Annotated in this window: 23 protein-coding genes and 1 pseudogene; 13 read left to right on the plus strand and 11 right to left on the minus strand. The window is 41.5% G+C overall.

Annotated features, from left to right (window positions below; all coding sequences use genetic code 11):
• Positions 1-241: 241 nt before the first annotated feature.
• The 6 genes from lgt (at position 242) to RM347_RS03005 (ending at position 4,777) form a co-directional block, all read left to right on the plus strand.
• Positions 242-1,117 carry a prolipoprotein diacylglyceryl transferase gene (gene lgt, locus RM347_RS02980; RefSeq protein ID WP_322718007.1) on the plus strand — a complete coding sequence of 292 codons (876 nt, stop codon included), beginning with the start codon at positions 242-244 and terminating at the stop codon, positions 1,115-1,117.
• A 181-nt stretch (positions 1,118-1,298) separates the two neighbouring features.
• The gene (gene cobM / locus RM347_RS02985; protein ID WP_322718008.1) at positions 1,299-2,117 is read left to right on the plus strand and encodes a precorrin-4 C(11)-methyltransferase; all 819 of its coding nucleotides are present in this window, start codon (positions 1,299-1,301) and stop codon (positions 2,115-2,117) included.
• 22 nt (positions 2,118-2,139) lie between these two features.
• Positions 2,140-2,580 carry a hypothetical protein gene (locus RM347_RS02990; protein WP_322718009.1) on the plus strand — a complete coding sequence of 147 codons (441 nt, stop codon included), beginning with the start codon at positions 2,140-2,142 and terminating at the stop codon, positions 2,578-2,580.
• Positions 2,581-2,665: 85 nt separating this feature from the next.
• A complete protein-coding gene (locus RM347_RS02995) occupies positions 2,666-3,019 on the plus strand; it encodes a phenylpyruvate tautomerase MIF-related protein (RefSeq protein ID WP_322718010.1) in 354 nt (117 codons plus the stop codon).
• A gap of 80 nt (positions 3,020-3,099) precedes the next feature.
• Positions 3,100-4,191 (plus strand): 23S rRNA (adenine(2503)-C(2))-methyltransferase RlmN, encoded by a 1,092-nt coding sequence (gene rlmN, locus RM347_RS03000; protein WP_322718011.1) that lies wholly within the window; start codon positions 3,100-3,102, stop codon positions 4,189-4,191.
• 115 nt (positions 4,192-4,306) lie between these two features.
• A complete protein-coding gene (locus RM347_RS03005; RefSeq protein ID WP_322718012.1) occupies positions 4,307-4,777 on the plus strand; it encodes a hypothetical protein in 471 nt (156 codons plus the stop codon).
• Positions 4,778-4,854: 77 nt separating this feature from the next.
• Here the strand turns inward: RM347_RS03005 and RM347_RS03010 are convergent, their stop codons facing one another.
• Complete coding sequence (locus RM347_RS03010) at positions 4,855-5,034, minus strand: replication restart DNA helicase PriA (protein ID WP_179067652.1); 180 nt, start codon at positions 5,032-5,034, stop codon at positions 4,855-4,857.
• Positions 5,035-5,585: 551 nt separating this feature from the next.
• Entirely contained in the window at positions 5,586-7,493 is a 1,908-nt protein-coding gene (gene uvrC / locus RM347_RS03015) for an excinuclease ABC subunit UvrC (protein ID WP_322718013.1), read from the minus strand.
• A 798-nt stretch (positions 7,494-8,291) separates the two neighbouring features.
• Between uvrC and RM347_RS03020 the strand changes: the two genes are divergently transcribed.
• Complete coding sequence (locus RM347_RS03020) at positions 8,292-8,471, plus strand: hypothetical protein (RefSeq protein ID WP_322718014.1); 180 nt, start codon at positions 8,292-8,294, stop codon at positions 8,469-8,471.
• A 20-nt stretch (positions 8,472-8,491) separates the two neighbouring features.
• On the opposite strand, the gene RM347_RS03025 is transcribed toward RM347_RS03020, so the two are convergent.
• The 7 genes from RM347_RS03025 to RM347_RS03055 all read right to left on the minus strand — a co-directional run bounded on the left by RM347_RS03025 (position 8,492) and on the right by RM347_RS03055 (position 15,820).
• On the minus strand, positions 8,492-8,914 hold the full coding sequence (locus tag RM347_RS03025; protein WP_322718015.1) for a response regulator: 423 nt from the start codon (positions 8,912-8,914) through the stop codon (positions 8,492-8,494).
• A 522-nt stretch (positions 8,915-9,436) separates the two neighbouring features.
• Positions 9,437-10,318, minus strand: a complete 882-nt coding sequence (locus RM347_RS03030; protein ID WP_322718016.1) for an NF038130 family PEP-CTERM protein — start codon at positions 10,316-10,318, stop codon at positions 9,437-9,439.
• A 403-nt stretch (positions 10,319-10,721) separates the two neighbouring features.
• Positions 10,722-11,954, minus strand: coding sequence for an LL-diaminopimelate aminotransferase (locus RM347_RS03035; protein ID WP_322718017.1), 1,233 nt, complete (start codon positions 11,952-11,954; stop codon positions 10,722-10,724).
• Positions 11,955-12,006: 52 nt separating this feature from the next.
• Entirely contained in the window at positions 12,007-12,342 is a 336-nt protein-coding gene (locus RM347_RS03040; protein ID WP_069073954.1) for a thioredoxin family protein, read from the minus strand.
• Between the two features lie 174 nt (positions 12,343-12,516).
• Positions 12,517-13,293, minus strand: coding sequence for a PspA/IM30 family protein (locus RM347_RS03045; protein WP_322718018.1), 777 nt, complete (start codon positions 13,291-13,293; stop codon positions 12,517-12,519).
• Between the two features lie 163 nt (positions 13,294-13,456).
• Positions 13,457-14,212, minus strand: coding sequence for a PspA/IM30 family protein (locus RM347_RS03050; RefSeq protein WP_322718148.1), 756 nt, complete (start codon positions 14,210-14,212; stop codon positions 13,457-13,459).
• A gap of 249 nt (positions 14,213-14,461) precedes the next feature.
• Positions 14,462-15,820, minus strand: coding sequence for a hypothetical protein (locus tag RM347_RS03055; protein ID WP_322718019.1), 1,359 nt, complete (start codon positions 15,818-15,820; stop codon positions 14,462-14,464).
• A gap of 257 nt (positions 15,821-16,077) precedes the next feature.
• On the opposite strand from RM347_RS03055, the gene RM347_RS03060 reads away from it, so the two are divergent.
• On the plus strand, positions 16,078-16,617 hold the full coding sequence (locus tag RM347_RS03060) for a DUF721 domain-containing protein (protein ID WP_322718020.1): 540 nt from the start codon (positions 16,078-16,080) through the stop codon (positions 16,615-16,617).
• Positions 16,618-17,084: 467 nt separating this feature from the next.
• A complete protein-coding gene (locus RM347_RS03065; protein ID WP_322718021.1) occupies positions 17,085-17,399 on the plus strand; it encodes a hypothetical protein in 315 nt (104 codons plus the stop codon).
• A gap of 127 nt (positions 17,400-17,526) precedes the next feature.
• On the opposite strand, the gene menB is transcribed toward RM347_RS03065, so the two are convergent.
• A complete protein-coding gene (gene menB, locus RM347_RS03070) occupies positions 17,527-18,360 on the minus strand; it encodes a 1,4-dihydroxy-2-naphthoyl-CoA synthase (RefSeq protein WP_322718022.1) in 834 nt (277 codons plus the stop codon).
• Between the two features lie 141 nt (positions 18,361-18,501).
• Between menB and RM347_RS03075 the strand changes: the two are divergent.
• The 3 genes and pseudogenes from RM347_RS03075 (at position 18,502) to RM347_RS03085 (ending at position 21,415) form a co-directional block, all read left to right on the plus strand.
• Positions 18,502-19,362 (plus strand): annotated as a pseudogene (locus RM347_RS03075) (Rpn family recombination-promoting nuclease/putative transposase).
• A 69-nt stretch (positions 19,363-19,431) separates the two neighbouring features.
• The gene (locus RM347_RS03080) at positions 19,432-19,584 is read left to right on the plus strand and encodes a DUF4351 domain-containing protein (RefSeq protein WP_322718023.1); all 153 of its coding nucleotides are present in this window, start codon (positions 19,432-19,434) and stop codon (positions 19,582-19,584) included.
• 145 nt (positions 19,585-19,729) lie between these two features.
• Positions 19,730-21,415 (plus strand): RNA-directed DNA polymerase, encoded by a 1,686-nt coding sequence (locus tag RM347_RS03085; RefSeq protein WP_322718024.1) that lies wholly within the window; start codon positions 19,730-19,732, stop codon positions 21,413-21,415.
• A 242-nt stretch (positions 21,416-21,657) separates the two neighbouring features.
• Here the strand turns inward: RM347_RS03085 and menD are convergent, their stop codons facing one another.
• The gene (gene menD, locus RM347_RS03090; RefSeq protein ID WP_322718025.1) at positions 21,658-23,418 is read right to left on the minus strand and encodes a 2-succinyl-5-enolpyruvyl-6-hydroxy-3-cyclohexene-1-carboxylic-acid synthase; all 1,761 of its coding nucleotides are present in this window, start codon (positions 23,416-23,418) and stop codon (positions 21,658-21,660) included.
• Positions 23,419-23,600: 182 nt separating this feature from the next.
• On the opposite strand from menD, the gene folB reads away from it, so the two are divergent.
• Entirely contained in the window at positions 23,601-23,969 is a 369-nt protein-coding gene (gene folB / locus RM347_RS03095; protein ID WP_322718026.1) for a dihydroneopterin aldolase, read from the plus strand.
• Positions 23,970-24,299: the final 330 nt, after the last annotated feature.

Below are 24,299 nucleotides of genomic sequence, written 5' to 3' on the forward strand. Positions count from 1 at the left end.
ACTTACTCAAATCTACCATCTTGCGCTCTGAGTAAGGATGCTAAACTCAATTGTTTTAGTGGCACAAGTTATGCTCAACTAGGCGTTAGGAACTAGACTCCTAAATATGGATACTGGATTTTCACCTATGTTCCCACAATGTTGTGGAAAATTTAAGTGTAGTTCCAGTATTCGAGACACAAGAAACTCCGTACTTGGCAAAGTGCGCGAGTAGTTAACGAACTCTTCTAGGTAATTTTTCATGGCACTGGATTTTTCCACCTTGCCCTTGGCGTTTCAATTTACTTCTCCAGGACCGATTCTGGTGAAAATAGGGCCATTAGCTATCCGCTGGTATGGCTTATTGATTGCCACAGCAGTGTTAATTGGCGTCATCCTTTCCCAGCATTTGGCAAAGCGCCGTAATGTTAATCCGGAGTTGCTAGGCGATTTGTTTTTTTGGTTGTTGATTGGGGCAATTCCTGGCGCACGACTATATTACGTTTTTTTTGAGTGGTCAAAATATGCCCCAACTCCAGGAAAAATCTTTGCTATCTGGGAAGGAGGTATTGCCATTCATGGAGCGATTCTTGGTGGCGTTTTGGCTGCGTTAATTTTTGCCAAAATCAAGCAGGTTTCTTTCTGGCAACTGGCAGATTTAGTAGCGCCTTCGCTGATTTTAGGGCAGGCGATCGGACGTTGGGGCAATTTCTTTAATTCTGAGGCTTTTGGCGATCCTACTGATTTACCTTGGAAGCTGTATATTCCACCAGACCATCGCCCTCTAGAATATGCTAGTTTTGATTACTTTCATCCCACCTTCCTCTACGAATCTCTGTGGGATTTAATGGTGTTTACGCTACTAATAACGTTGTTTTTCCGATCTTTATCCGGTAAGCCACGTTTGAAGGTAGGCACGCTATTTCTAGTTTACTGGCCAGCCTACAGCTTAGGGCGCTTGTGGATTGAAGGTTTTCGCACTGATAGCTTGATGCTGGGGCCGTTAAAAATGGCACAAGTAGTCAGTAGTCTGGGAATTTTATTTGGATTAGTTGGATTAGCTTGGCTTTACTTACTCAAACGCCCTTTACCCGATGTAGTTCCTACTCCTAAGGGAAATGGGGAGATGAGGGGATGAGGGAGCAGGGGGAGAAAGAATTGCTGAATGCCCAATGCTCAATGCCCAAAAAATAAAAAATGCCCCAGAGTATTCTCTAGGGCTTAACCAGGGTGCATCTACCATTACTCTCTACTAGGCAAAGAGGGTGAATCCGGAAAGATACTGAGAAAATATCAAAAAACTTTTTTGAGGGATTGCCATGTGTTCTTTTAAAAGTGAATATACAGAAAACCTGAGTTATGAAAAAACACCATATGCCATAGAACCATCTGTGTACATTGTCGGAGCAGGCCCTGGAGATCCTGATTTATTAACGGTGAAGGCGCAGAAATTACTGGCTGCTGCTGATGTGATTTTATTTGCTGATTCTTTAGTACCCGAACAGATTTTAGAACTTTGCCGAGAAGATGCGGAGATAATTAGAACTGCGAATCAGACTTTAGAAGAAATTTTGCAGATTATGATCGATAGGGTGCGATCACAGCACAAATCTCTAGTCCGTCTCCATTCTGGCGACCCTAGTCTCTACAGCGCCATCCACGAGCAAATGCACCTCCTCGCAGAGGCAAATATTCCTTTTGAAGTCATCCCAGGTATCAGCGCTTTTCAAGCCGCTGCTGCCAAACTCAAAGTAGAATTAACTGTCCCTGGTTTAGTCCAAACCATAATTTTGACCCGGATCAGTGGACGTACAGAAGTCCCCGCCACTGAAGAATTAGCCTCTCTCGCGGCACATCAGGCTAGCCTCTGCTTATATTTAAGTGCGCGTCACGTCGAAAATGCCCAAGCCAAACTACTCGAACATTACCCAGCCGAAACCCCTATTGCAATTTGCTTTCGCATCGGATGGCCCGATGAAAAAATCAAGGTTGTTCCCCTGAATGAAATGGCAGACTGCACTCATAAAGAAAAACTAATTCGCACTACACTTTATATAATCAGTCCAGCCCTCTCGACAGCAAAAGGGCGATCGCGTTTATATCATCCCGAACATAGTCATCTATTTCGCTCAGAGTAGCCCAATAAATATAGCAACAGAGATGTCAATACCGAAAAAAGGTACCAGAAAAATAATAGTTGATGGAGAACCATTCATCTGGCTAATCCGAAGACAAGCTAGCAACATACAAGCAGACGATCCTGATGGATATCTCCATGTTGCTGTAGAACACGCTACTGAGGCTGGCTCAGTATTAGTGATTCTGACTGATAGGCTTCATCCACAGGGGTACAGCCTCATTAATAGCGAACTCGTGCCAATACAACTTCAAGATGCATCAGGAGAGGTTCGGGCTTGGAGAATTGAGCTAAGGTATGAAATAACCGCAGTAACCCCAAAAGACGTAGCGTTATGGATAAAACAAGCTATGGAAATAGGATGGTTGCCTAAAAAGTCAGGTATAACCTTTAAAGTTAGTGTTATTGGCAGTAGTATAAAAAAAGCTGTAACTAGGGAAAAAATACCCTTAAATTTTTATTAGCAAAAACTTTTAGAATATTAAACTGTACTCTGCATTTCGATAAACTTAACAATGTCAAGAAAATTCAAAATCCCAATTCAGTACTATGCCTTTAATTAAAGTGCAAACTTCTGCATCTACTCCTCAAAAAGCTGAAATTGAGTCAATGCTTTTAAACCTATCAGCTAAATTAGCGAAACATTTGGGAAAACCAGAATCCTATGTAATGACTGCTTTTGAAGCAGGAATCCCCATGACTTTTGCCGGGAATACAGACCCAGTTTGCTACATTGAGATTAAGAGTGTTGGCACGATGAAGCCAGAGCAAACCGCAGCAATGAGTCAAGACTTTTGCCAACAGATTAACCAAACTCTAGGTGTGCCGAAAAATCGCATTTACATAGAGTTTGCAGACGCTAAGGGTGCAATGTGGGGCTGGAACAGCACAACTTTTGGCTAGTTTCTCGTCATCTTTAGTCAAGACTAACTCGATCTAGCAGGTGTAGGATAGAGATCCAACATCAACTCGTGATTTTTTTTATGTCTGCTACGCCTCTTGTATCTCAGGTTGACTTCAACTCAGAAAAATCAGAATTAATCCCTCCCCTTCTAGGTGCTTCTCTGGCAGAGTTAACTACTTGGGTGCAGCAGCAGGGACAACCTGCTTACAGAGGAAAGCAGCTGCATGAATGGATCTATGACAAGGGCGTGCGATCGCTAGCTGATATTTCTGTCTTCCCCAAGCAATGGCGTGCAGAATTAGCAGAAATCCCGATTGGGCGCTCAATTTTACATTACCGCTCTGAGGCTCCCGATGGCACAGTCAAATATCTTTTACGATTAACAGACGGTCAAATTATTGAAACTGTTGGTATCCCTACCTTCGCAGAAAGGGGAGAGGGCCCAAAAGCCCGTTTGACAGTTTGCGTTTCTACTCAGGTGGGTTGCCCAATGGCGTGTGATTTCTGCGCTACTGGTAAGGGAGGCTACAAACGCAACCTAGCACGGCACGAAATTGTCGATCAGGCGTTGACTGTGCAAGAAGATTTTCAGCAACGGGTTAGCAATGTCGTGTTTATGGGACTAGGCGAACCGTTGTTAAATACTGAAAATGTCCTCGCAGCCCTGAAATCTCTAAATCAAGATATTGGTATTGGACAGCGATCGCTTACAGTTTCTACAGTTGGTATTCGCGATCGCATCCGTCAGTTCGCGCAAAACAATTTGCAAATCACTCTTGCTGTTAGTCTTCACGCACCCAACCAAGCACTAAGAGAAAAACTCATCCCCAGTGCCCGCGCCTATCCTCTAGAAGATTTGCTGGCTGAATGTCGAGAATATGTAGAAATCACTGGACGGCGCGTTACTTTTGAATATGTTCTCCTTGCTGGTGTTAACGATTTACCAGAACATGCATTGGAACTGGCGAAACGCCTGCGAGGATTTCAAAGTCATGTGAATTTGATTCCTTATAATCCCATCCAAGAAGTAGATTACAAACGCCCCAACCGCGATCGCATTCAAGCGTTTGTCAACGTCCTCAAGGAGCAAAATATTGCTGTTAGCGTCCGTTATTCGCGTGGTTTAGAAGCCGATGCTGCTTGCGGACAATTGAGAGCAAGTAAGAATTAAATCTGTTGCAGTCAGTAAATTTAATTAGTTTTAGCAATAAGGCGGCGCTAGAAATTGTTATCTTAAGGGTAAGCGATCGCGAAACCCAACCTATAACAATTGACGAAATAACTGTATGTTGAATCGCTCATCGATGCTTAAACTATGGCTACTGGTGATTGTTCTTGCAAAAGCTTTGCCGATTAATTCTCCTGCCTATGGGCAAATAATTCAGACGAATCCTCAGCAATGCGAGTCCCTTCAAGAAAGAATGAGACAACAACAAGAGGAGCGAACTCAGCAAACACAAGAGCAAATGAAGGAAACATGGTTACGGCTAAACCTTCAACAACCACAACTACAACAACAGCTGAGAATACAACAGCAACAATTTACACAACAACGGCAAGAACTGATACGTCAGCAACAACTGAGACTACAACAGGAAGAATTTACACGACAACGGCAAGAATTTACACGACAGCAACAACTGAGAGTACAACAGCAACAACTCAGGCAAGATCAACAAATTAGACAACAACAACAATTGAGATTAGAACAACTGAGACAACAACAGCTATTTAGACAACAGAAAGACAATCTGTGAAGTGTTTAAAATTTTTGATAAATAACTTTATTATTAAAAATTAGAGAAAACATTCTCCAATTTTTAATTTTTATTATCTAGCGGTGTGCATGAATCCCAGGGGCATAAGCCTCAATGACTTTGCCAGTCCGAGTGCAACTAATCATTAAGTAGTCACAACTTGGGCATTGTGTTCGAGTTAATTGACTATCAGAAATATAATAACGCTCCGCGTGACTGCCACAATTTGGGCAGTAAATCTTTTGTACTGTTTGCATTTTAAAACCCCTGGTTGTAATTATTTTTTATTTGGTAAAGCTACAAGTTAAACCAGAAAAAATTCTGGTTCGACCCAACTTAACAAACTGCTGTAATATTTGCGGATTATTTTAAACAAAATTTCAGGTTTGAAAACTTTTCGATATCTCTATCTATTATTCTAGAATTTAGGTGATTTTACCCTCCTACTTTAGATACATAAATTTTTTTTTAATTAAATGCTGCTTAGATATTTACTGATCCCTATGATTAATGCCTTGAGAGAGCCTTGTTTATAGTCATTTCAGACGAATACAAAAAAAGCCGTTCTTGTATTCAAAAATTAATCCACATAAATTACTGTATATTTAGTAACAAAATCTCTATCTTAAGATTTAGTTAATATTTGCTGCGAAGATTTATGAGATTAAATTCTGGTGAGATAATTTAATCAAAACAACCAAACTTCATAAAGAGCGGCTTCCTTTACTCAAAACTTCAGGAGCCACTCAAAGTTATCTTCAAATTTTGTTTTCACCTCTTCTTCAAGGTGAGAGTGGGAGTTGTCACTTCAAGTAGGATGAAAATAATCGTAAATTTCTTGAGCCAGACGTGGCCCAATTCCTGCTACTTCAGCGAGTTGTGTGGTTGTCGCTTGCCGAATATAGTCAACTGAGCGAAAATGTCCTAGTAGCAGCTTTTGTCGATGATGTCCTAAGCCAGGAATTTCATCTAAACGCGATCGCTTCAATTTATCACTGCGCTGCTGACGATGGAAACTCACGGCAAACCGATGCGCTTCATCCCGCAGCCGCCGCAACAACTGTACCCCTGGTTGTTCTGCATCAGTTATTAAGGGTTTAGATTCTCCTGGTAAAAAAATCTCTTCTCGCTGTTTTGCTAAACTTACAACTCGCAAGTCTTCTAATAAATTCATTTCTTGCAAGACAGCAACAACCGATGATAACTGACCTTTACCACCATCGATCATGATTAAATCAGGCCAGTCCGGATTACCCGAGCGTGATAATTGCTGATTTGTAGAGCCGTCTGACGCTACAGATTCCCCAACGCCATATTTGCGAAACCGCCGCTGGATGACTTCAGCAAGACTGGCAAAATCATCTGAATGTCCTGCTGTCACTGTAGGATTTTTAATTTTGTAGTGGCGATAGTATTGTTTAGCGGGTAATCCGTCGATAAACACAACTTGCGAAGCGACAGCATTTGACCCTTGAATATGAGAAATGTCATAACCTTCGATGCGGTGGGGTACATCTGGTAAATCGAGAATGGCTGCTAAATCTTGCATTGCTTGGTGATTGCGATCGCCTAATTTCTGCATTCTTTGCAATTCATACTGGGCATTTCGCTCTACCATCTCAATCAATTCTGCCTTAGTTTGCCGTAAAGGAGTCAAAATCGTGACTTTTTTGCCCTTACGTTGAGTTAAGACATCCGTCAATATCTCCACATCTGGTAAATTATGCTGTACCAAAATCTCTGTGGGTATTTCCACTGAGTCAGCAGTTTGGTAATGTTCTTCTAAAGCTCGTTGTAAAATAGCTCCTGGTTCTGCGTGAGCATCTGCCACAAAGGCCAAACGTCCTACCAATTGACCAGCGCGAATCTGGAATAGTTGAATACAGGCGTGTTCTTCGTTAGCTGCCAGTGCGATCGCATCCCGCGAGACTGTATCATCTGGTAAGGAAACTTTTTGGTCGGCTGTCAGCGACTTTAACCCAGAAATTTGATCGCGAATCCGTGCCGCTGACTCAAAATTCAAGTTCTCAGCTGCTGCGTTCATCTGTTGGGTCAAAATATCAATTAGTTCCTGAGTTCGACCTTGAAAAACCATCGCAATCTTTTGCACAATTTTGCGATATTCTTCTGGTGAAATCATCTGTTGACACACACCTGGACAGCGCCCTAAATCAAAATTCAAGCAAGGACGGTCTTTGAAAAGTGGTTGAGGTCGTTGTCGCTGTGGAAAGATCCGCTTACAGATGCGGACAATTTCTCGCAATAGACCAGCATCAGTATAAGGCCCGTAAAATTTATCCTTTTCTTTACCGAATTGGCGTTTACGGGTAATAAAAATTCGCGGATAATCTTCTGACCAAGTGATGCAGAGATAGGGATATTTTTTATCATCTTTGAGCAGCACGTTAAAGTATGGCTGGTGCTGCTTAATCAAGTTGGCTTCTAGCGCTAGCGCTTCGGCTTCAGTATCAGTGACGATAAATTCAATTTCGGTCACTAACTTGACCATTGTGGCGATGCGTTCACTCTTGTTGTAGCCATCTCGAAAATAGGAACGGACACGCGATCGCAACTTACGTGATTTACCTATATATATAATGCGATCGCTCCTGTCCCGCATGAAATAAACCCCCGGTTCCGGTGGAATTTCGGCTAGACGGTTTTCCAATCGTTCTGGCTCTTTAAGCAGTGATAGTATTTCAGTAGGTATTGCCACAACCAAAATTAAGTACTCTTTCTCTATTTTAAGAAAAATTATTTTTTCGTGCCGATTTAACAGACTATTTATTAAGTAAATATAAAGTAGCCCTGATGAACTGTATACACGGCAAGTAGGGGAGGCAAGGGAGGCAGAGGAAGCAGGGGGGAATTTTAGAAGTTGCCAAATCATCCCGCAAATATCCAACGCCGAATTTTTTACTTAGCACTCTCAAGTTAGGTAGGCATTTACTCCATACAAAGAGAAGTCTGTAGACGCTTCTGCGGTGAGGGGGTCGCGAGACGCTGCGCGATTGCGGTTCCCGTCGTTAGCCCAGCATTAGCGAGTCTTGTCTGCGATACGCTATTCGCGTTTGAGCTTCCCGCAGGGTGGATCGTTTTTCAAGCTACACGCTTGCGAGAAAAATCGTTGCAAGCATCAGAACTTTGGAGCAGATAAGAGTTTGTCTAGCTGCGACCTTAGTCATCGGCTGCTGCTGTCAGAATAAAAACTTTGCTTTTTGAATCTATAATTAACATTTTTAAATCGAGAAAACTTTGTTATCTGAAACTTTATATTGAAGTTGAGAAGATTTTATTTATTGATGTTTATATTTTTATATTTTCATGCTTAATAATAAACAAGAGTCTGATATATCGCTTATATAAATATCAGATAAATAATTTGTTAATCTCCAGTATTTTGGTTTTTTAATTGAAATTATAACATTAAGCGAATTAACGGATTTAGTAATTTAAATTTATGATTATGATTGAGAATATAGCTATTATAATGATTTAATACAAAAGCTAAACTATGAATATACAAGACTTTGAAGCCCAGTACCGTGAAGCTATGGCCGAAACTCTTAATGATCTGCAAACAGCAGTTTTGTTGTTAGCACAACTACAACAGAAAATTTCAAAAATTGGCAGTTCTGTACAAAATCTTAGTGAGCACGTGGAAGAGTTTATCGCTAACCAAAAATCTGAATAAATGCACGCCAACTAGAAAATTTATCTGTGGCGACAAGTAAACTGTTCTTCAATTGTAAGGATGAGATCCTTGAGTTTTAGAGGTTTGACAAAATAGCGACACGCACCCAAACTTAGAGCTTTTTCTTGATCTGCTTTAAAAGCAAAGGCTGATACGACAATGATAGGTATTTTTGACAAATCAGGTTTTTGCTGAACTTGTTTTAAGAGCGAATAGCCGTCAATATCTGGCAATTTCAAGTCTAATAACATTAAATCTGGCTCGAATTTCTCTATAGTTGAGAAAAAACCAGAGCCTTCTGATAAGCTTTGGACATCGTACCCACAGTAACTTAGATAGTCACTCAGTAACATCCGATTGAGATAATGGTCTTCAACTAGCAAAATTCGTCTCACTTTGTGTGACCGCAATGGCTGATCTATATTGAGTAATTGTGCTCTCATTGTTACCTATTATCTGATTATCTTAAGTGAAAGCCAACAATTATTACCATAAGCTAAAACGGGAGTGCATTTAAACGGTGAAACAAATAGAAGTTTGACTTATGTCATCTAGTCAAAGATATGAATAAATTAAATTTAGCTGCACTACAATACTTAAATAATAGTATCCTTAAATATAATTTAATTAAAAATTAAGCTTTTTTTTACGAAATTTTTCTAATTTAGAGTACTAAACCAACGGCTGATTTTAAAAATTGAATTGCCTAAGTTGTATTAGTAAAACTACTTAAGTAATCCTCTAACTAAGGGTATGGTAAGTCATGCCATTCCACGAAATATCTGTTACAAATACGTTGGTAGAGGCATACAGATGTAGATATTTATAACCAATCCATTTGTTGCAAATATTTTTAGAAACAGTATAACCTAGAAGATTAAATTATCTTATAGCTGGAAGGAATTATTCATCAAAAAAGGGAGCTAACAGCTCCCTTACTTATTTGTCGTTTTGAACTCGTAATCTTAAATAGACGCTTTTTTAAATTTGCGTTGGGTAGCAAACACACCAGCAACACCTAGCAGACCCAGTATTACTGATGGTTCTGGCACTGCTGCGGGAGGCACACCTTTTATGCTAACTTCATAGTTGCCACTGTGAGACTTTCCATCAGTACCTTCTTTTAGGTTAGTTGCCGTAGCAGAAAAGCTGTAAAGGAAATCAGTCTTGTCATTGTAGGTAACTTTCACAACTTCACTAGCTTGGAATCCATTTTTGAGAAGACTAGCCATAGGTCCTAATAAAGGAGCATAGTAGTCTTTTAAATTAAAGTGACCGGCTAACCCAATTTTAATATCGCCAGTGATGTCATTTTGATTAACATAAGAGATATTAGGGTCGCTGGAGCGTTGGAAACCATTGATGCCAAAAAACGCATTATAGGCTGTAGGGATAGAACTTGCTGTTATACCAGCTGCGTTAGCAAATTGCTTAAACCAAGTATTTGCAAAATTATTTGCTCCATAGATTTTACTTATTCCCGATCCAGTACTAAACCAATCTGCTTCTGTTAGACTGCTCAAAGTAATACTTCTGCCACCAATTTGCCCTGTCAAGCTGGTGTTTTTGGTGAAATCAAAACCCACTCCTTCAGTGCTAGCTCGTAACTCTACATTTCCAGTAGGATTTGCGGCATTTCCATCTAGGACTTTTTGTACATTTGCACTAGTATTTGCTACTTTGAAGGTATTTGTAGCATTGGAATCATAGACAAAATAATCACTGGCTGCTGTTCCACCAATAGTAGCGCCGGTAAGGGTTCCAGCCTGTGCTGGTACAGTGGCAAGAGCGCTCACACCAATAGCCATTGAAGCACCAATTACAAGTTTCTGAAAAGTCATCTTCATTGTTTTCAAGTCTCTGTCAGTTTGGAAGTTAAGTTTTAAACTACTGCCGTTTCTAGGCTTGGGCTGTCTTGACTACAGGCTTTTTGACAATACGGCTGCTTAAAAAGGCGACCTACATTGTTAGCCATCTTTGGTAGCTTTGCGTACAAACCCAGTTTAAGAAATGGGGAGACTTGATTGGGTAAAGTTCCTGACGATTATCAATGAAAAGATGACGAATATTTCTCGAGTTTTTTACGTATAATTACATTTTCAGTCAAATGCAATAGTGTCTTTAGATACATAGTGTCGTTTTTAGTAGAATATAGGTATTCGTAGGGGCGCACATCTGTGCGCCCCTACCGTGTTTTCTATCCATAGACTTTGCTGGAAAAAACCTTTGGAGTTTAGTTTGAGAATAAATTTAATTTAGAAATTCAGCAATTCTTTCCACAGCAGTTTCTAACAAAGGTGGCTCATGCACCAAGGCAAAACGGACATATCCTTCTCCGGATTTACCAAAGCCAGCACCTGGGGAAGCGGCTACACCAGTTTGTTTGACTAGCTGGGTACAAAATTCTACGGAGTTTTGACTCCAAGACGAAGGCAACTTTGCCCAGATGTACATTGTGGCTTGGGGAGTGGGAACGTTCCAGCCAATGCGATGCAAAGCAGTGATGAAAGCATCGCGGCGCTGTTGGAAGGTTGCAACAGCCGTTTTTACCCCAGCTTGAGGCCCAGTTAGGGCTGCGATCGCACCATTCAAAATTCCCCTATACTGATTAAAATCAACAGCGGCTTTTACCTGGCGTAAAGCGTTAATTAACTCGGCATTACCGATGGCGTAGCCAATGCGGAAGCCGCCCATATTGTAGGACTTGGAAAGGGTGAAAAATTCAATCGAGACGCTTTTCTTTGGATCAGCTTGCAGAATCGAGGGTACTAGGGATTTTGGATTTTGGATTTTGGATTTTGGATTGGGAGAATAATCTAGCCACTCCCCAGTTTCCCCAAATACCAAATCTACGTAGGGGAAATCGTGAACCAGCACAAGATTGTGTTGTTGACAGAAGGCGACGGCTTCTTGGAAGAAAGATAAAGGTGCGATCGCAGCTGTGGGATTGTGAGGATAGCTTAATACCATCATCCGCGACTGAGCCAAGACTGGAGCGGGAATATCAGCAAACACTGGTAAAAAACCGTTTTCTGCCCGTATTGGCATTGGGTAGATCTGGCCACTGGCTAGGTAGACTCCCCCCGCATGGGAGGGATAACCTGGGTCGAGCAATAGGGCAAAATCCCCTGGATTGAGTATTGCTAGGGGTAAATGGGCTGTACCTTCTTGAGAACCAATCAGAGGTAGTACCTCAGTTTGGGGATTGACTTTGATGCCAAATTTTTGTTTGTACCAGTTGGCTGCGGCTTCGCGAAACCCTTGGGTACCGTTAAACAATAGATAGCCGTGGGTACTGCGATCGTGGAGAGACTGAGCGATCGCCTCAATGACGTGTGCCTCGGCTGGTAAATCAGAAGACCCCAAGGACAAATCAATTACCTGCCGTCCAGCGGCCAAAGCGACTGCTTTGGCTCTGTCCATATCAGCAAATACATTAGATTGTAGGGGTTGTAAACGTTTTGCAAACTGTATGTTAGTCATTAGTCATTAATCATTAGTCATTAGTCATTAGTCATTTGCCATGAACTATTGACTAATTACTGCTTAAGTGCGTATCTAAAAGAGCGAGTAATTTATCTTTGCCGATAACTCCCTCAGTGGATTCTAGTAGTTTATCTCCTTGAAATAGTCTGAGGGCGGGTACACCTTCCACTTGGTACTGCTTAACAGTGAGTGGGTTGGGGTCAATTTCCATCTTAACGACTTTGAGGCGATCGCTATATTTGGTAGCGGTTGAGTTAATCAGGGGCGACATCAATTGACAAGGCCCACACCAGGAAGCCCAAAAGTAAACTAATACAGGCTGCTCGGCTTTTAACACTTCGGTTTCAAACTCAGCATCAGTTATGGTGATTACAGCCTTACTCATTGCAGTCTCCATCAGGTGGCGATCAAAGTTGGCACACACAATACTTTATCCCAAAGTCGTCAACAGTCCATAGTCAATAATTTATAGTTATTAGGACTGTTAACTATTGACTAACGACGCAAAATCCCACAGCCAACAGGCGTGGGACTGGCTCAAATAAGTTTTCTGCCAATTTTACAGTTGATCCAATTGCTTGCGTAGGGAATCCAACTCGGCATCAACCACCTCATTAGATTTAGGAGCAGTGGTTTCTTGTTGCGGTGGCAGTTGAGCTTGACTTTGGGGAGTAGCGGGTGGTAACATTTGCGCTTTCAAAGCTGCCAATTCATCATCAACATCGCTACTACCTTCCAACTGGGCAAATTGGGTTTCTAAATCTGCTCCTGCTAACTCTCCTTGTGCCTGGGCCCTGGCTTCTTGCATCAATACCTTTTCTTCCATCCGCTCGAAGGCAGACATTGCACTGCTGGTATTCATCCCACGCACCATGCCTTGGAGTTGCTCTTGGGCTTTGGCAGTAGTGATCCGAGCTTTGAGCATTTCTTTCTTGGTCTTAGCCTCAGAAATTTTGCTTTCGAGCTGGATTAAGTTGCGCTTGAGGGTTTCAACTTGAGTGCTTTGGGTATCTAAACTAGCTTTGAGGGCGGCGCTGGTGTCAGTATAGGTTTTTTTGCGCTCTAGAGCTTGTCGTGCTAAATTCTCATCACCTTTTTGCAGCGCCAGTTGGGCATTGCGTTGCCACTTATTGATTTCATTTTGGGCATCATTGTACTGTTTCTCACTACGTTTTTGGGCGGCGATCGCCTGGGCTACTCCCTGACGTAGCTGAACCAAGTCTTCCTGCATTTCCAGGATGGCTTGCTCTAGCATTTTTTCGGGGTCTTCGGCTTTGTTAACCAGGTCGTTGAGGTTAGAACTAACTACTCGCTTAATGCGATCGAATAATCCCATAACTTTGTTTTTCCTTGTGTGCTTTACGCTTTTTGTTGGACAGTTAGCTTTTTTACTTTTTTAATAGCTACCTATTTCAATGTAATCTTTCCGGTTTGAATCAGTACCTCCCAACAACTCTTAATTGTTAAGATATCTCCAAAGTGGGGTAATTAGCCGAACTTCAAGAGTCCTGAATTTTAGGTAACTGCTGTTGGGGAGGCTGCTCTATCTTTTGGCTCTCCTGGGTGAGGAGACTGTTGGGCTGTGTGTTTTCTGCCCCGTTTAAAACCTGCACCTTCATCGCTGCCAATTCGGCATTCACATTATTAGTAGATTCCAAGGAAGTAAATTGTGTTTCCAAGTCGTCGCTACTGAGTTGAGCTATTGCTTCTGATTTAGCTTCTATCTGCGAAACTTTTTCTTCCATGCGCTCAAAGGCACTCAGACTGCTAGTGGCAGAAACTCCGCCGAGCATTTCCTGGAGTCGATAAGATGCTTCGGCAGAACGAGCGCGAGCAATATACATATCTTTTTTTGTTTTCGCCTCGGCAATTTTTAACTCTAGCGATCGCATATCTTTTTTTAGCCTAGCTACTATATCGTTTTGCTGCTCTATCTGGGAAAACAGGGCTGTAGTGGTTTCTTTATAGGCTTGGCGCTTAGTCAAAGCTTCGCGTGCTAGAGGTTCGCTGCCTTGTTGCAGCGCCAATTGAGCGCGACGATACCATTCTTCCGTTTGAGAGTTGGCAGCCGCTGCCTGTCGTTCAGTGCGTTTTTGGGTAGCGATCGCTTGTGCTACACCTTGCCGCAACCGCACCAGATTTTCCTGCATCTCCAGGACAGTCTGCTCTAGAATCTTTTCTGGATCTTCTGCACCGCCGATCAAACTATTAAGATTAGCGCGAATCACCCGCAGGATACGCTTGATTAATTCCATGTCGGCTCTCCATTCACGAAATTCAGTGCTGAGTAATGAGTTTTGATAATTACTCATCACCGCAAATGTGGATGCCACATCCCAACTAACTTAGTGCTGAGTGTTAAGACTTCTGACTTTACCAAGAGGATGCGGAAAGTAGTAGATGTGGCAACACGGATAATTAAAACGTCTCCGTGTCCTGTTTATCCAGAACTCAGCACTCATGACTCAGGACTGTTATCTCATGGTATCGTAGATTTTTGCAACTCATGGCTGCTGAACCCGTGCCTTGATTCCCTTTGCCTGTAACAATTTCATATGTTGTTGTACTTGCTCTTTAGTCTTAAAAGCACCCAGATAAATCAATTCTTTATTGGGTGATAGATAAGCATCGGGAATTACTTGCCGTGCTGAGGCCAAAGCCGCGCCTTTATTATCTATCACTACATGATAGAACCCATCTGTTGCTGGTTGGATTTCTGCATCTGGCTTTGGTGAGGTTGCGATTGGTTTGGGCGAGGTTTTTGCCGTTGAAGTGGGAGGCAAATTCAGTGGAGGCAAGGGCTGTAACGTCGGTGCTGGTGCTAAAGCGAGCGGCTTTGTCGGTTTTAGGGCTGTGTTGGTATCAGGCAATGCTGCTTGAGGATTTGCGGGGTTTTGAGGAACGATTGGATTAGGCACTACTGCAAGAGTTGGTTGGACTTTGGGTTGTAAGCCAACTACATCATTGGGGTCTCTCACTTCAGGAAACTCTTGGGCAGCTAAATTGGGATACTTGGGTATAGATGTGCTTGGTGGCTGGATCGGAGGTTGGATATTACTCCCAACTTCCTCAGTATTTTCTGGTGCGGGAGACGAGTTACCGTTAAACAACTTGCCTAGATTCCATTGTGACAAGCTTTTGGGATTGAACAGCACATAACCCAAGGTAAGACTCGCCACCAATAGCAGCAACATGGAACCGATACCCAAAGGTGATAGCAAACTGTCGCTAGAATTGCTTGGCTTCTTGGTTTCTGGTTGTTCTTCTGTCAGACTTCGCAGCAGTGCTTCACTAGATTCCAAATAGTCATCTGGGTGCTTAGGGGTGTCATCTGGCTGTAAGAGATTTTCGCTCTTACTATCTTTAACGATTGCTGGCACAATGCTGCTACTAAAGTTGGGCGGGGGTGGTGGAAGTTGAGTTTGTGTTTTAGCAGAATCGGAGGTGGAGGTCACATTCAGATTATTTAGTTCCTCTGTCTTTGCCTTAGCTGGCGCTGGTTTCATCTCAGGATTCACAACTACAGAAGATGCTGATGGTACGTCGATTTTTGCTGTAGCTGGCACTGGGGTTCCCTGATAATTAACGGGTACAGATGCAGGCGGCACGTTGGTTTTGATTTCTGTTACTGATGACTGAGTTGTGCCCGATGTTGTAGGAATGGCAGTCAATGGCTGGAGTTGACTGCTCATGTAACTTACAACACGAGGCTGGTTCGATGACACCAAACCAGTTCGTGTGCGTCGGTATCGAGCTAACTCTTGATCTAGCGGCACCTCTAAACTCGCTAGTGCTGCTGCTAGTGCTGGTTTCAACCCAGGTGTTTTAGACGATCCGGAATCGTTCAGGGGGTTTTGAGTCATTGCCTCTGTGCCTCAAACGTAGACTGCTGGAATTAACTTTAGATATATTTGTGACAATAGTAGCGAAAATTATCTAAATATATAGATTGGGTATGGGGCATTGGGCATTGGGAAAAGGCAAAGGAGTAGGGAGCAGGGAGCAGAGGGGAAAGAGGTAATTTTGTATTCTCCCTCTTGCCCCCTGCCCCCTGCCCCCTGCCCCCCTGCTTCTTCTCCTGCTCCTCCTCTCCCCCACTTCCTACTTTTAACTTTTAACGATGTCTTTGAAATCAATTAATGATATTTTGGGCATTCTAGAAAAGCAGGCTAAATGGCAAGAGCAACCATTTCAACACCTGCTCAAGTGTTGGGCAGAAGTTGTTGGCCTAGTAGTTGCCGCAAATACTCGACCGTTGTCAATTCAGCGCGATGTTTTGTGGGTGGCAACTTCTAGTGCTGCTTGGGCGCAAAACCTGACTTTTAGTCGCACATCTCTGCTTTTAAAGTTGAATAAAAAGCTACCAACGCCTTTGGTTGATATTCGCTTCTCTACTGCTGGCTGGCAGAATCCATCTGTGGAGAGAAAACAGCAACAAACGGTTTCGCCCGATGAGCATCCCAGTTACCTTGGTGATGAGATTAGTCGCCCTGATGTTACACCCACTAAGGATGTTAATGCTGCTTTTGGGCATTGGGCTAAGATCATGCGATCGCGATCGCATGGCTTACCTCTTTGTCCTCAATGTGAATCTCCCACCCCACCTGGCGAACTCCAGCGTTGGGAAGTCTGTTCTGTCTGTGCGGCTAAACAGTTTTGAAGGGAATCAGTCCTGACCTAAATAAAAGCAAAATAGTTTAGTGATTATTCGTTGAGCAGAATTTATCCTAAAGTAACTTGCTGCTACCACATAAAATAGTTATGATTCTTAAGAAAAAATGTATTTTGCTGCTTAAATATGGCAAATGTGGTAACAAAAGCAGACTCTTTATCTAAAATTATCTGCCTAAAGCTATCCTTAAGGAGGAAGTTAAAAGGCTAAAGAAATCAAAAGCTTTGGTTTTAGTCTTGATCCCTAATAAGTTTTAGCCAAAAGCCATAGGTAACTACTCTTAGCATTATTTAAAAATATAACAAGAATATAAAAATATCCTAAAGTTTATTTTTTCGTCGGGATCGCTGAAACCTATAGAAAATAATGGCTTTTTGGCTCTTATCCGTCTTTATATATAGAAGCAGAATATAAAGATGAAATTCAGCCAGAAACGGCACTAAAGATGAATCCAAATGAAACCCATTAAATTTTTAGCATCTGCCTGTAGATATTGCCGTCATTACCAGCCAGAGGGTCGCCGTGGCGGAATGTGCCAGCAGTTGGGAGCGCCTGTTCAAGCAACTTGGAAGGCTTGCTCTTTGGCGCTTCCACCTTTTGCACCTTCTTGGGAAACCTTGGAAGATGCTTGGATTTTGCCAGACGCAGCCCCAGTTTTAACATCTTCTCACTCCTTAGCCTCAGATTTAGACAATGCTGCTCTTACCCCTGTAGAGGAAATAACTGCCTCTATATCTGAACAGGTAAAGACTAAAGCAGTGGTTATTTAGTCATCCATTATTACTGAATTGATTTTGTAGTTTGCTTAAGATAAGATTTGTTTTTAAGATTTTTAGTGCTGTAAATGTTGACATCTACAAAAATCGCACCCTTTAGTGAGGTGCGATTTTTGCAATTTTAAGGTAACCAAGGAAAAGAGCGGAAATCTGGTGGACGCTTTTCCAGAAAGGCTTGTTTGCCCTCAGACCCTTCTTCTGTCATGTAATAGAGTAGGGTGGCATTGCCAGCGAGTTCTTGTAAACCAGCTTGTCCGTCACAATCAGCGTTGAACGCAGCTTTGAGACACCGAATTGCGATCGGACTTTTTTCTAAAATTTCCTGCGCCCATTGAATACCTTCCGCTTCTAGTTGTTCGACTGGGACGACACAATTAATTAAGCCCATTTCTAGCGCTTGTTGTGCATCATATTGGCGGCACAGAAACCAGATTTCTCTAGCTTTTTTTTGCCCCACAACGCGGGCGAGATAGCTGGCTCCAAAACCACCGTCGAAACTGCCGACTTTCGGGCCAGTCTGTCCAAAAATGGCGTTATCGGCAGCGATGGTAAGGTCACAAATCAAGTGTAGGACGTGTCCACCACCGATCGCATATCCAGCGACTAAAGCAATCACCACTTTCGGCATGGAACGAATCAGGCGTTGTAAGTCCAGCACATTCAACCGGGGAATGCCAGTTTCGTCCACATAACCCGCATGTCCCCGCACACTTTGATCGCCTCCAGAACAAAAGGCATATTTGCCATCAGTGTGTGGGCCATAGCCAGTAAATAGGACAACACCAATACTGGTATCTTCACGAGCATTGCAAAAAGCATCATACAGTTCAAAGACTGTTTCTGGACGGAAAGCATTGCGTTTATGGGGACGGTTGATGGTGATTTTCGCAATACCATCAGTTTTTTGATACAAGATATCTTCGTAGGTTTTGGCAGTTTGCCAGTTAATTTGCATTGGTATGGAGTGCGCTGTTGTGCTTGAGAATTTTATCGCGGTCTTAGGGACAAGCGATACCTACGGTGGGCTACGCCTACGCTAAAATTGTTGTCTCAAGCCTTTACAATCTGGTAATTGTCTGGGTGCTGAGGAATAAAAATGCGACGTGACACCATCTTCTACAAATTGTTCAAGCAATTTCCCGGTTTGCTATTTGAATTAGTAGATGAACCACCCCCAGAAGCAAAAAACTACCAGTTTGAATCTGTTGAAGTGAAAGAAACGGCGTTTCGAATTGATGGAGTATTTTGACCTCCTGCTAATGCAGTTTCCAAAACCGTCTTTTTTGCGGAAGTCCAGTTTCAGAAGGATGATGACCTATATCACCGCTTCTTTAGCGAATTGTTTTTGTTTCTCTACCGCCACTCTATCCGTTACGATGACTGGTTTGGGGTAATAATCTTTGGTTCTCGCAGCCTGGAACCCTCCAACTCAACGATTCACCGCGCTTTGCTGGAAAGTGGTCAAGTCAGGCGGGTTTATCTGGATGAGTTGGGAGATTTACGACAACAACCTTTGGGATTGGGTTTGATGTTGCTGACAAATGTTACTTCTGAAACCGAAGCAGTGGAGGGGGCGCGGTTTTTGCTGGAACAAGCACGCCAACAATCGGAGCAAGCGATAATTGATTTGGTGACGACGATTATCGTCTACAAGTTTTCTAACCTTAGTCGAGAGGAGATTGCAGCAATGTTGGGACTGAATTTGGAAGAACCACGGGCTATTCTGGAAGCGAAGGAAGAAGGAAAGGTTGAAGGAAAGCTCGAAGGAAAGGTCGAAGGAGAAAGAACGATTGTTTTACGACTATTAAATCGGCGCGTGGGTAATATTCCTGATGCGCTTCTGTCCCAGATTCAAGGGTTATCGGTGGAACAGTTGGAAGCTTTAGGTGATGCTTTGTTGGATTTCTCTACTCTTGCTGACTTAGAAGGGTGGTTACAAGGTGAAGTAAGCGGGTAAGTTTCACCCAGAGAAGAAAGGCGATCGCACTCCGTAAAATAATGATGGCTACAAATAAAGTTTCCCGAAGTGAAGAAGTATTTGCAGACACGCGGGTATATCAGAGCGGTGGAAGAAGTGCGATCGCTCCTCCTCCGACTAATAAAACAACTATTTGGTGAAATTGCTGAGGAACTTTTAGCCAAAATTCAGGCATTATCGCTGGAACAGTTGGAAGCTTGAGCTTTGGCAATGTAAAGATTTTGTAACTATACAGAAAGAGTTTCAGCCTCTAAGAGCCTTAGCTTTTTATTCCTATCTCTAGTTAATAATGCTGGAATTTATGTGTTAGAACATACTTTAATTTAAGATTTCAAACCATAGTGCAATGATACAAACCAATTCTCCTCTTATTCAGACCGAAGATTTTATCAGAAGCGGTTTCTTTCCTAAAGAGTTAGTGCCAGCATTTACAACAGAAGGACTTGCAACTAATTTAGATAAAATTAATAGCATTGTTCAAGAAACACCAAAAAAGTCTTCTAGTAAATGCTCTTATTATTCATTTCCTAAAAGTAAATACTCCCGCCGTAATTTAGCAATTCCAAATCCTCTCCATCAAATTATTTTATGTAATACATTATCTGATAATTGGCAAGAGGTGAGGGAATCTATTGAAACTTCTTTTCTATATAAACCATTATTATTTTGCTGTAAGAAAAGGAGTGAACATTCCTCAGATACAGAATCTTTCCCAGGTATGGAATCTTCTCTTAGTAGTGATTCAACTCTTGAACGGGCTGTATCTACCAATTACAAAGATTTGCTAGATTGGCGGGTTATTCATTCAGTAGGTTATTCTTATTGTCTTCACGCTGACATTTCAAGGTTTTATTCTACTATTTATACTCATAGTATTCCGTGGGCTATTCATGGGAAAGATATCTCTAAAATAAATAGAAGTGAGTCTCTAATAGGAAACAAAATTGATCGTTGCGTTCGTAATACACAAGATCAACAGACCTTAGGTATTCCTATTGGAACTGATTCATCATTGATCATAGCAGAAATTATTGGTTCTGCCATAGATAAAAGACTTAAACAAGTAATACCTTTTATTTTTGATGGATTTCGTTATATGGATGATTATTATTTATATTTCAACTCTCTTTCAGATGCAGAGTTTGCACTTTCTCAAATACACAAAATCCTTCAAGAGTTTGAATTAGAAAATAATTCCGAAAAAACTTTTATTGTTGAACTTCCCGAATCTATTGAGCCAATTTGGGTGTCAGAGATGAGAAGATATCCTATTAGTGATGGAAATATAGTAGAACAGCATAGTGATATCATAACTTACTTCAGTAAAGTGTTTGAATATTCAAAGTTATTTTCAGAGGACTTTGTAATTAAATATGCTCTTCGCAAAATCAGTAAAACTTATATACAACCTGACAATTGGAATCTCTATGAATCATTCATATTACAATCAATTATGGTTGCACCCAATGCATTAGTTGTAGCTACAGAAATACTACTTAGCTATTCGATCTTAGGATATGAATTAAATAAAGAAAAAATATCTTTTACAATTAATTCGCTAATTTGTAAACATAGTAATCTAAATCATAGTCATGAGGTTTCATGGGCATTATGGTTAAGTAAGACACTAAATATACCAATTGAAGGAAAAACAATTCAGGCAATTTCTGACTTAGAGGATTCTGTTGTAGCTATTGTTGCTTTAGATTTATATCAAAATTATGATGTTATTAAAGATAAAGTAGAATTTAAAAAATGGGAAAGTATAGTAAAACATGATCTAACTGACAAGAATTTATATTCTAAAAACTGGCTTTTATGTTACGAAGCAAATATCAAAGGATATTTTCCCAAAATCGACCAGAATTATATTGCAGAAGACGCTTTCTTTTGCGCTTTAAAATATAATAATGTTACTTTCTACGATAATACAAAGCAAGTTCAAAACTTAATACAATACATCATTAACCCCTATAATTTTGATGATGAAGTTAATCTTATAACAGATGATAGTAGTTGGATGCTTTACTAAATAATCAATATTTATGATTTGAAAACTTAAAACTGATGCGCCCTATTCAGCACTGTTTATTGATTTTTGCTTAAAGCCATGATCAAGTAATAGTGGTGAACAGCATTATTATTTGAAAAAATTCATTATTATTTGAAAAAATTATGGTAAAGCATCTTTAAGTTTGATACCACAAACGGTTCTTACTTTTTACCCAAATGCTATATTTTATCCCTCTATTTTAGCAAAATCCATTGGGTTAATTAAATTACAAAATCTGCGGCAAACTGCCGTAAATTCTCCTGTCGCCACTTAGCGTCTGTCTTTCGATTTGTCTGCAATTCCAAAACCCGAATTCCTGTATTTGGTAATGGGTTTAATCTTTGTTGCAACTGCTGCCAAGAAGTAATTAATTCATGCTGCACATTGTAAGTGGCGCACAGATGAGCAAAATCAATATCTTGGGGAGTGCCGAAAAATTCTTCAAAGGGTGGGTCAAATTTGGCAATGGGTAACATTTCAAAAATTCCCCCACCATTGTTATTGATTAACACAATTGTGAGATGTCCGACAAACTTATTGCGGATTAAAAAACCATTGGTGTCATGCAACAGAGCTAAATCTCCCGTTAACATCACACTACTTTGCTGGCGATGGGCAATTCCTAAAGCTGTGGATAATGTGCCATCAATGCCATTTGCACCCCGGTTAAAATGCGATCGCACTCCTAAATTATTCGGTTTCCAGAAATATTCCACATCCCGCACAGGCATACTATTGGCAATAAACAGAGGCGTTCCAGGCGGTAAAATCTGAGAAATTAACCAAGCTGCTTTACTCTCAATTATTTCATCTATTTTTCCCATCGTCTCATCAACAACTAACCTAACCTTCGCTTCTGCATTACACCATTGCTTTCCATAGTCTGAGGATAAAGATAAATTTCTCTCCTCTACTTTCATCTCTTCTACAGATATCCGTAAATGCGTCGTCCTCCCATGCAAAGGGTCGAGGTTTTGGTCACTAGGATCAATTACCCAGCGTCGCGGTTGGGTTGCATCTATCCAGCTACGCAGTTCTTTACTTGTAGGCATTTCACCCACCTGAATCACCATTTCGGGCGCTAACTGCTTTGCTAGTTGCTGATTTCGCAAAATCAGGTCATAAGTGGAAATTAAATAAGGGTTAAGTTCGGCATAATTTCTGACTGGGGAGAGTCCCTCTGCTAAAACGGGCCATTTGAGAGTTTGGGAAAGGTGCGCGATCGCTCTACAATACTCCTGTGGTTGCTGGGGTTGGGCAACACCTGCGATAATAATGCCGCGATCGCATTCTTTCCATTCTTGGGGAATGGGGAATGGGGAATGGGGAATGGGGAATTGGGTGGTGTTTCCTATTCCTGCAAAGAAGTCTTCTGGTTGAAACTGTGATTGCAAATAGCTCAAGTCAGTTCCATCAGGAACAGGTGCTAAAGGATCGCGAAAGGGAATATTCAAATGTACTGGTCCCTTCGTAGGAGTTTGCGCTCTTTCCCAGCTATGAATTACCGTTTGTCGCAGATAAGCTAGCATTCCCAGATCGGCGGAGGGTAAGGCTAACTCTGTTTGCCAATTTGGGTAGTTTCCATATAATCTCAATTGATCTACAGTTTGCCCAGAGTGACAATCTCGCAATTCTGGAGGTCTATCGGTGGTTAATATCAACAGTGGGACGCGACTATATGAGGCTTCAATGACTGCTGAATAAAAATTTGCTCCTGCTGTACCAGAGGTGCAAACTAATACTACAGGTCGTCCGGTTGCTTTAGCTTGTCCCAAAGCAAAAAAGGCGGCGGAACGTTCATCGAGAATGGAAATCGCTTCAATCTCAGGTGCTTGTTGAGCAAAGGCTACTGCTAAGGGTGTAGAGCGTGATCCAGGACAAATAATGGCACAAGTCAATCCCAACCGCTTTAGTGTCTCTGTTAAGATATAACCCCAAAGTTGATTAACATTTCTATAGGCGATCGGCATTAAATCAAACATAGCTATAAAACAATCTTAAATTTTAGATTTTGTCTAGGGAAATTCAATTTAAAATTCATCTGGGAAAGTTTGACAAATGCGGAGATGGAACCCAACACCGCCACGCGAGTTTGGGGGAAAGAAAATCTCCAAGCAAACTTGCTCCACTTTCTACAAAATGCACAATTTGCTCTCAAACTTTTATGGACTGCATTCATTTAACGGGAATTCGCTGCTATGGCTACACTGGATATCTGCCAGAAGAACAGGTGTTAGGACAATGGTTTGAGGTGGATGCGAGGTTATGGTTGGATATCTCCACAGCGGCCAAGACTGACGCGATCGAAGACACTTTAGATTATCGCAGCGTCATTAGCTTGATACAACATCTAGTCAAAACGTCTAAGTTTGCTTTGGTGGAGAAATTGGTAGCAACGATCGCAGATTCTATTCTCCAAGAGTGCGATCGTGTAACAAAAGTCCAAGTCACTCTCAGCAAACCTGCCGCACCTATTCCAGACTTTGGTGGCAAAATTAGTATTGAACTGACTAAAAGTAAGTCCAATCTCTAAAACACAAAACGCGTTTTTCTTCTCAATATCTATAAGCCAGCAAAGAGAGGGGGTTTACGTAGAAAGTGGAAGGATCTCACGAAGAGAATCTTTCCTATAATTACCTTTAGCACCCGCTTTTTATCAAAAAACTAAAAAATCCCGCGATCTGCTGATGAGCATTTAACTTGCATATTTTCAGATCGCAGGATCTGTGATTAAGTATTAACCAGAAGCGATCAATAGTTCTAAGTAACACCATTTCACTCACCATTCCAAATTTAAGATAGTTTCAGACAGAAACTTATATCCAAGTTAAAGAAACAAAAACTACTTGTAGACAAAGCAGTA

The organism is Nostoc sp. ChiQUE02 (assembly GCF_034531305.2).
Lineage (GTDB): Bacteria > Cyanobacteriota > Cyanobacteriia > Cyanobacteriales > Nostocaceae > Nostoc.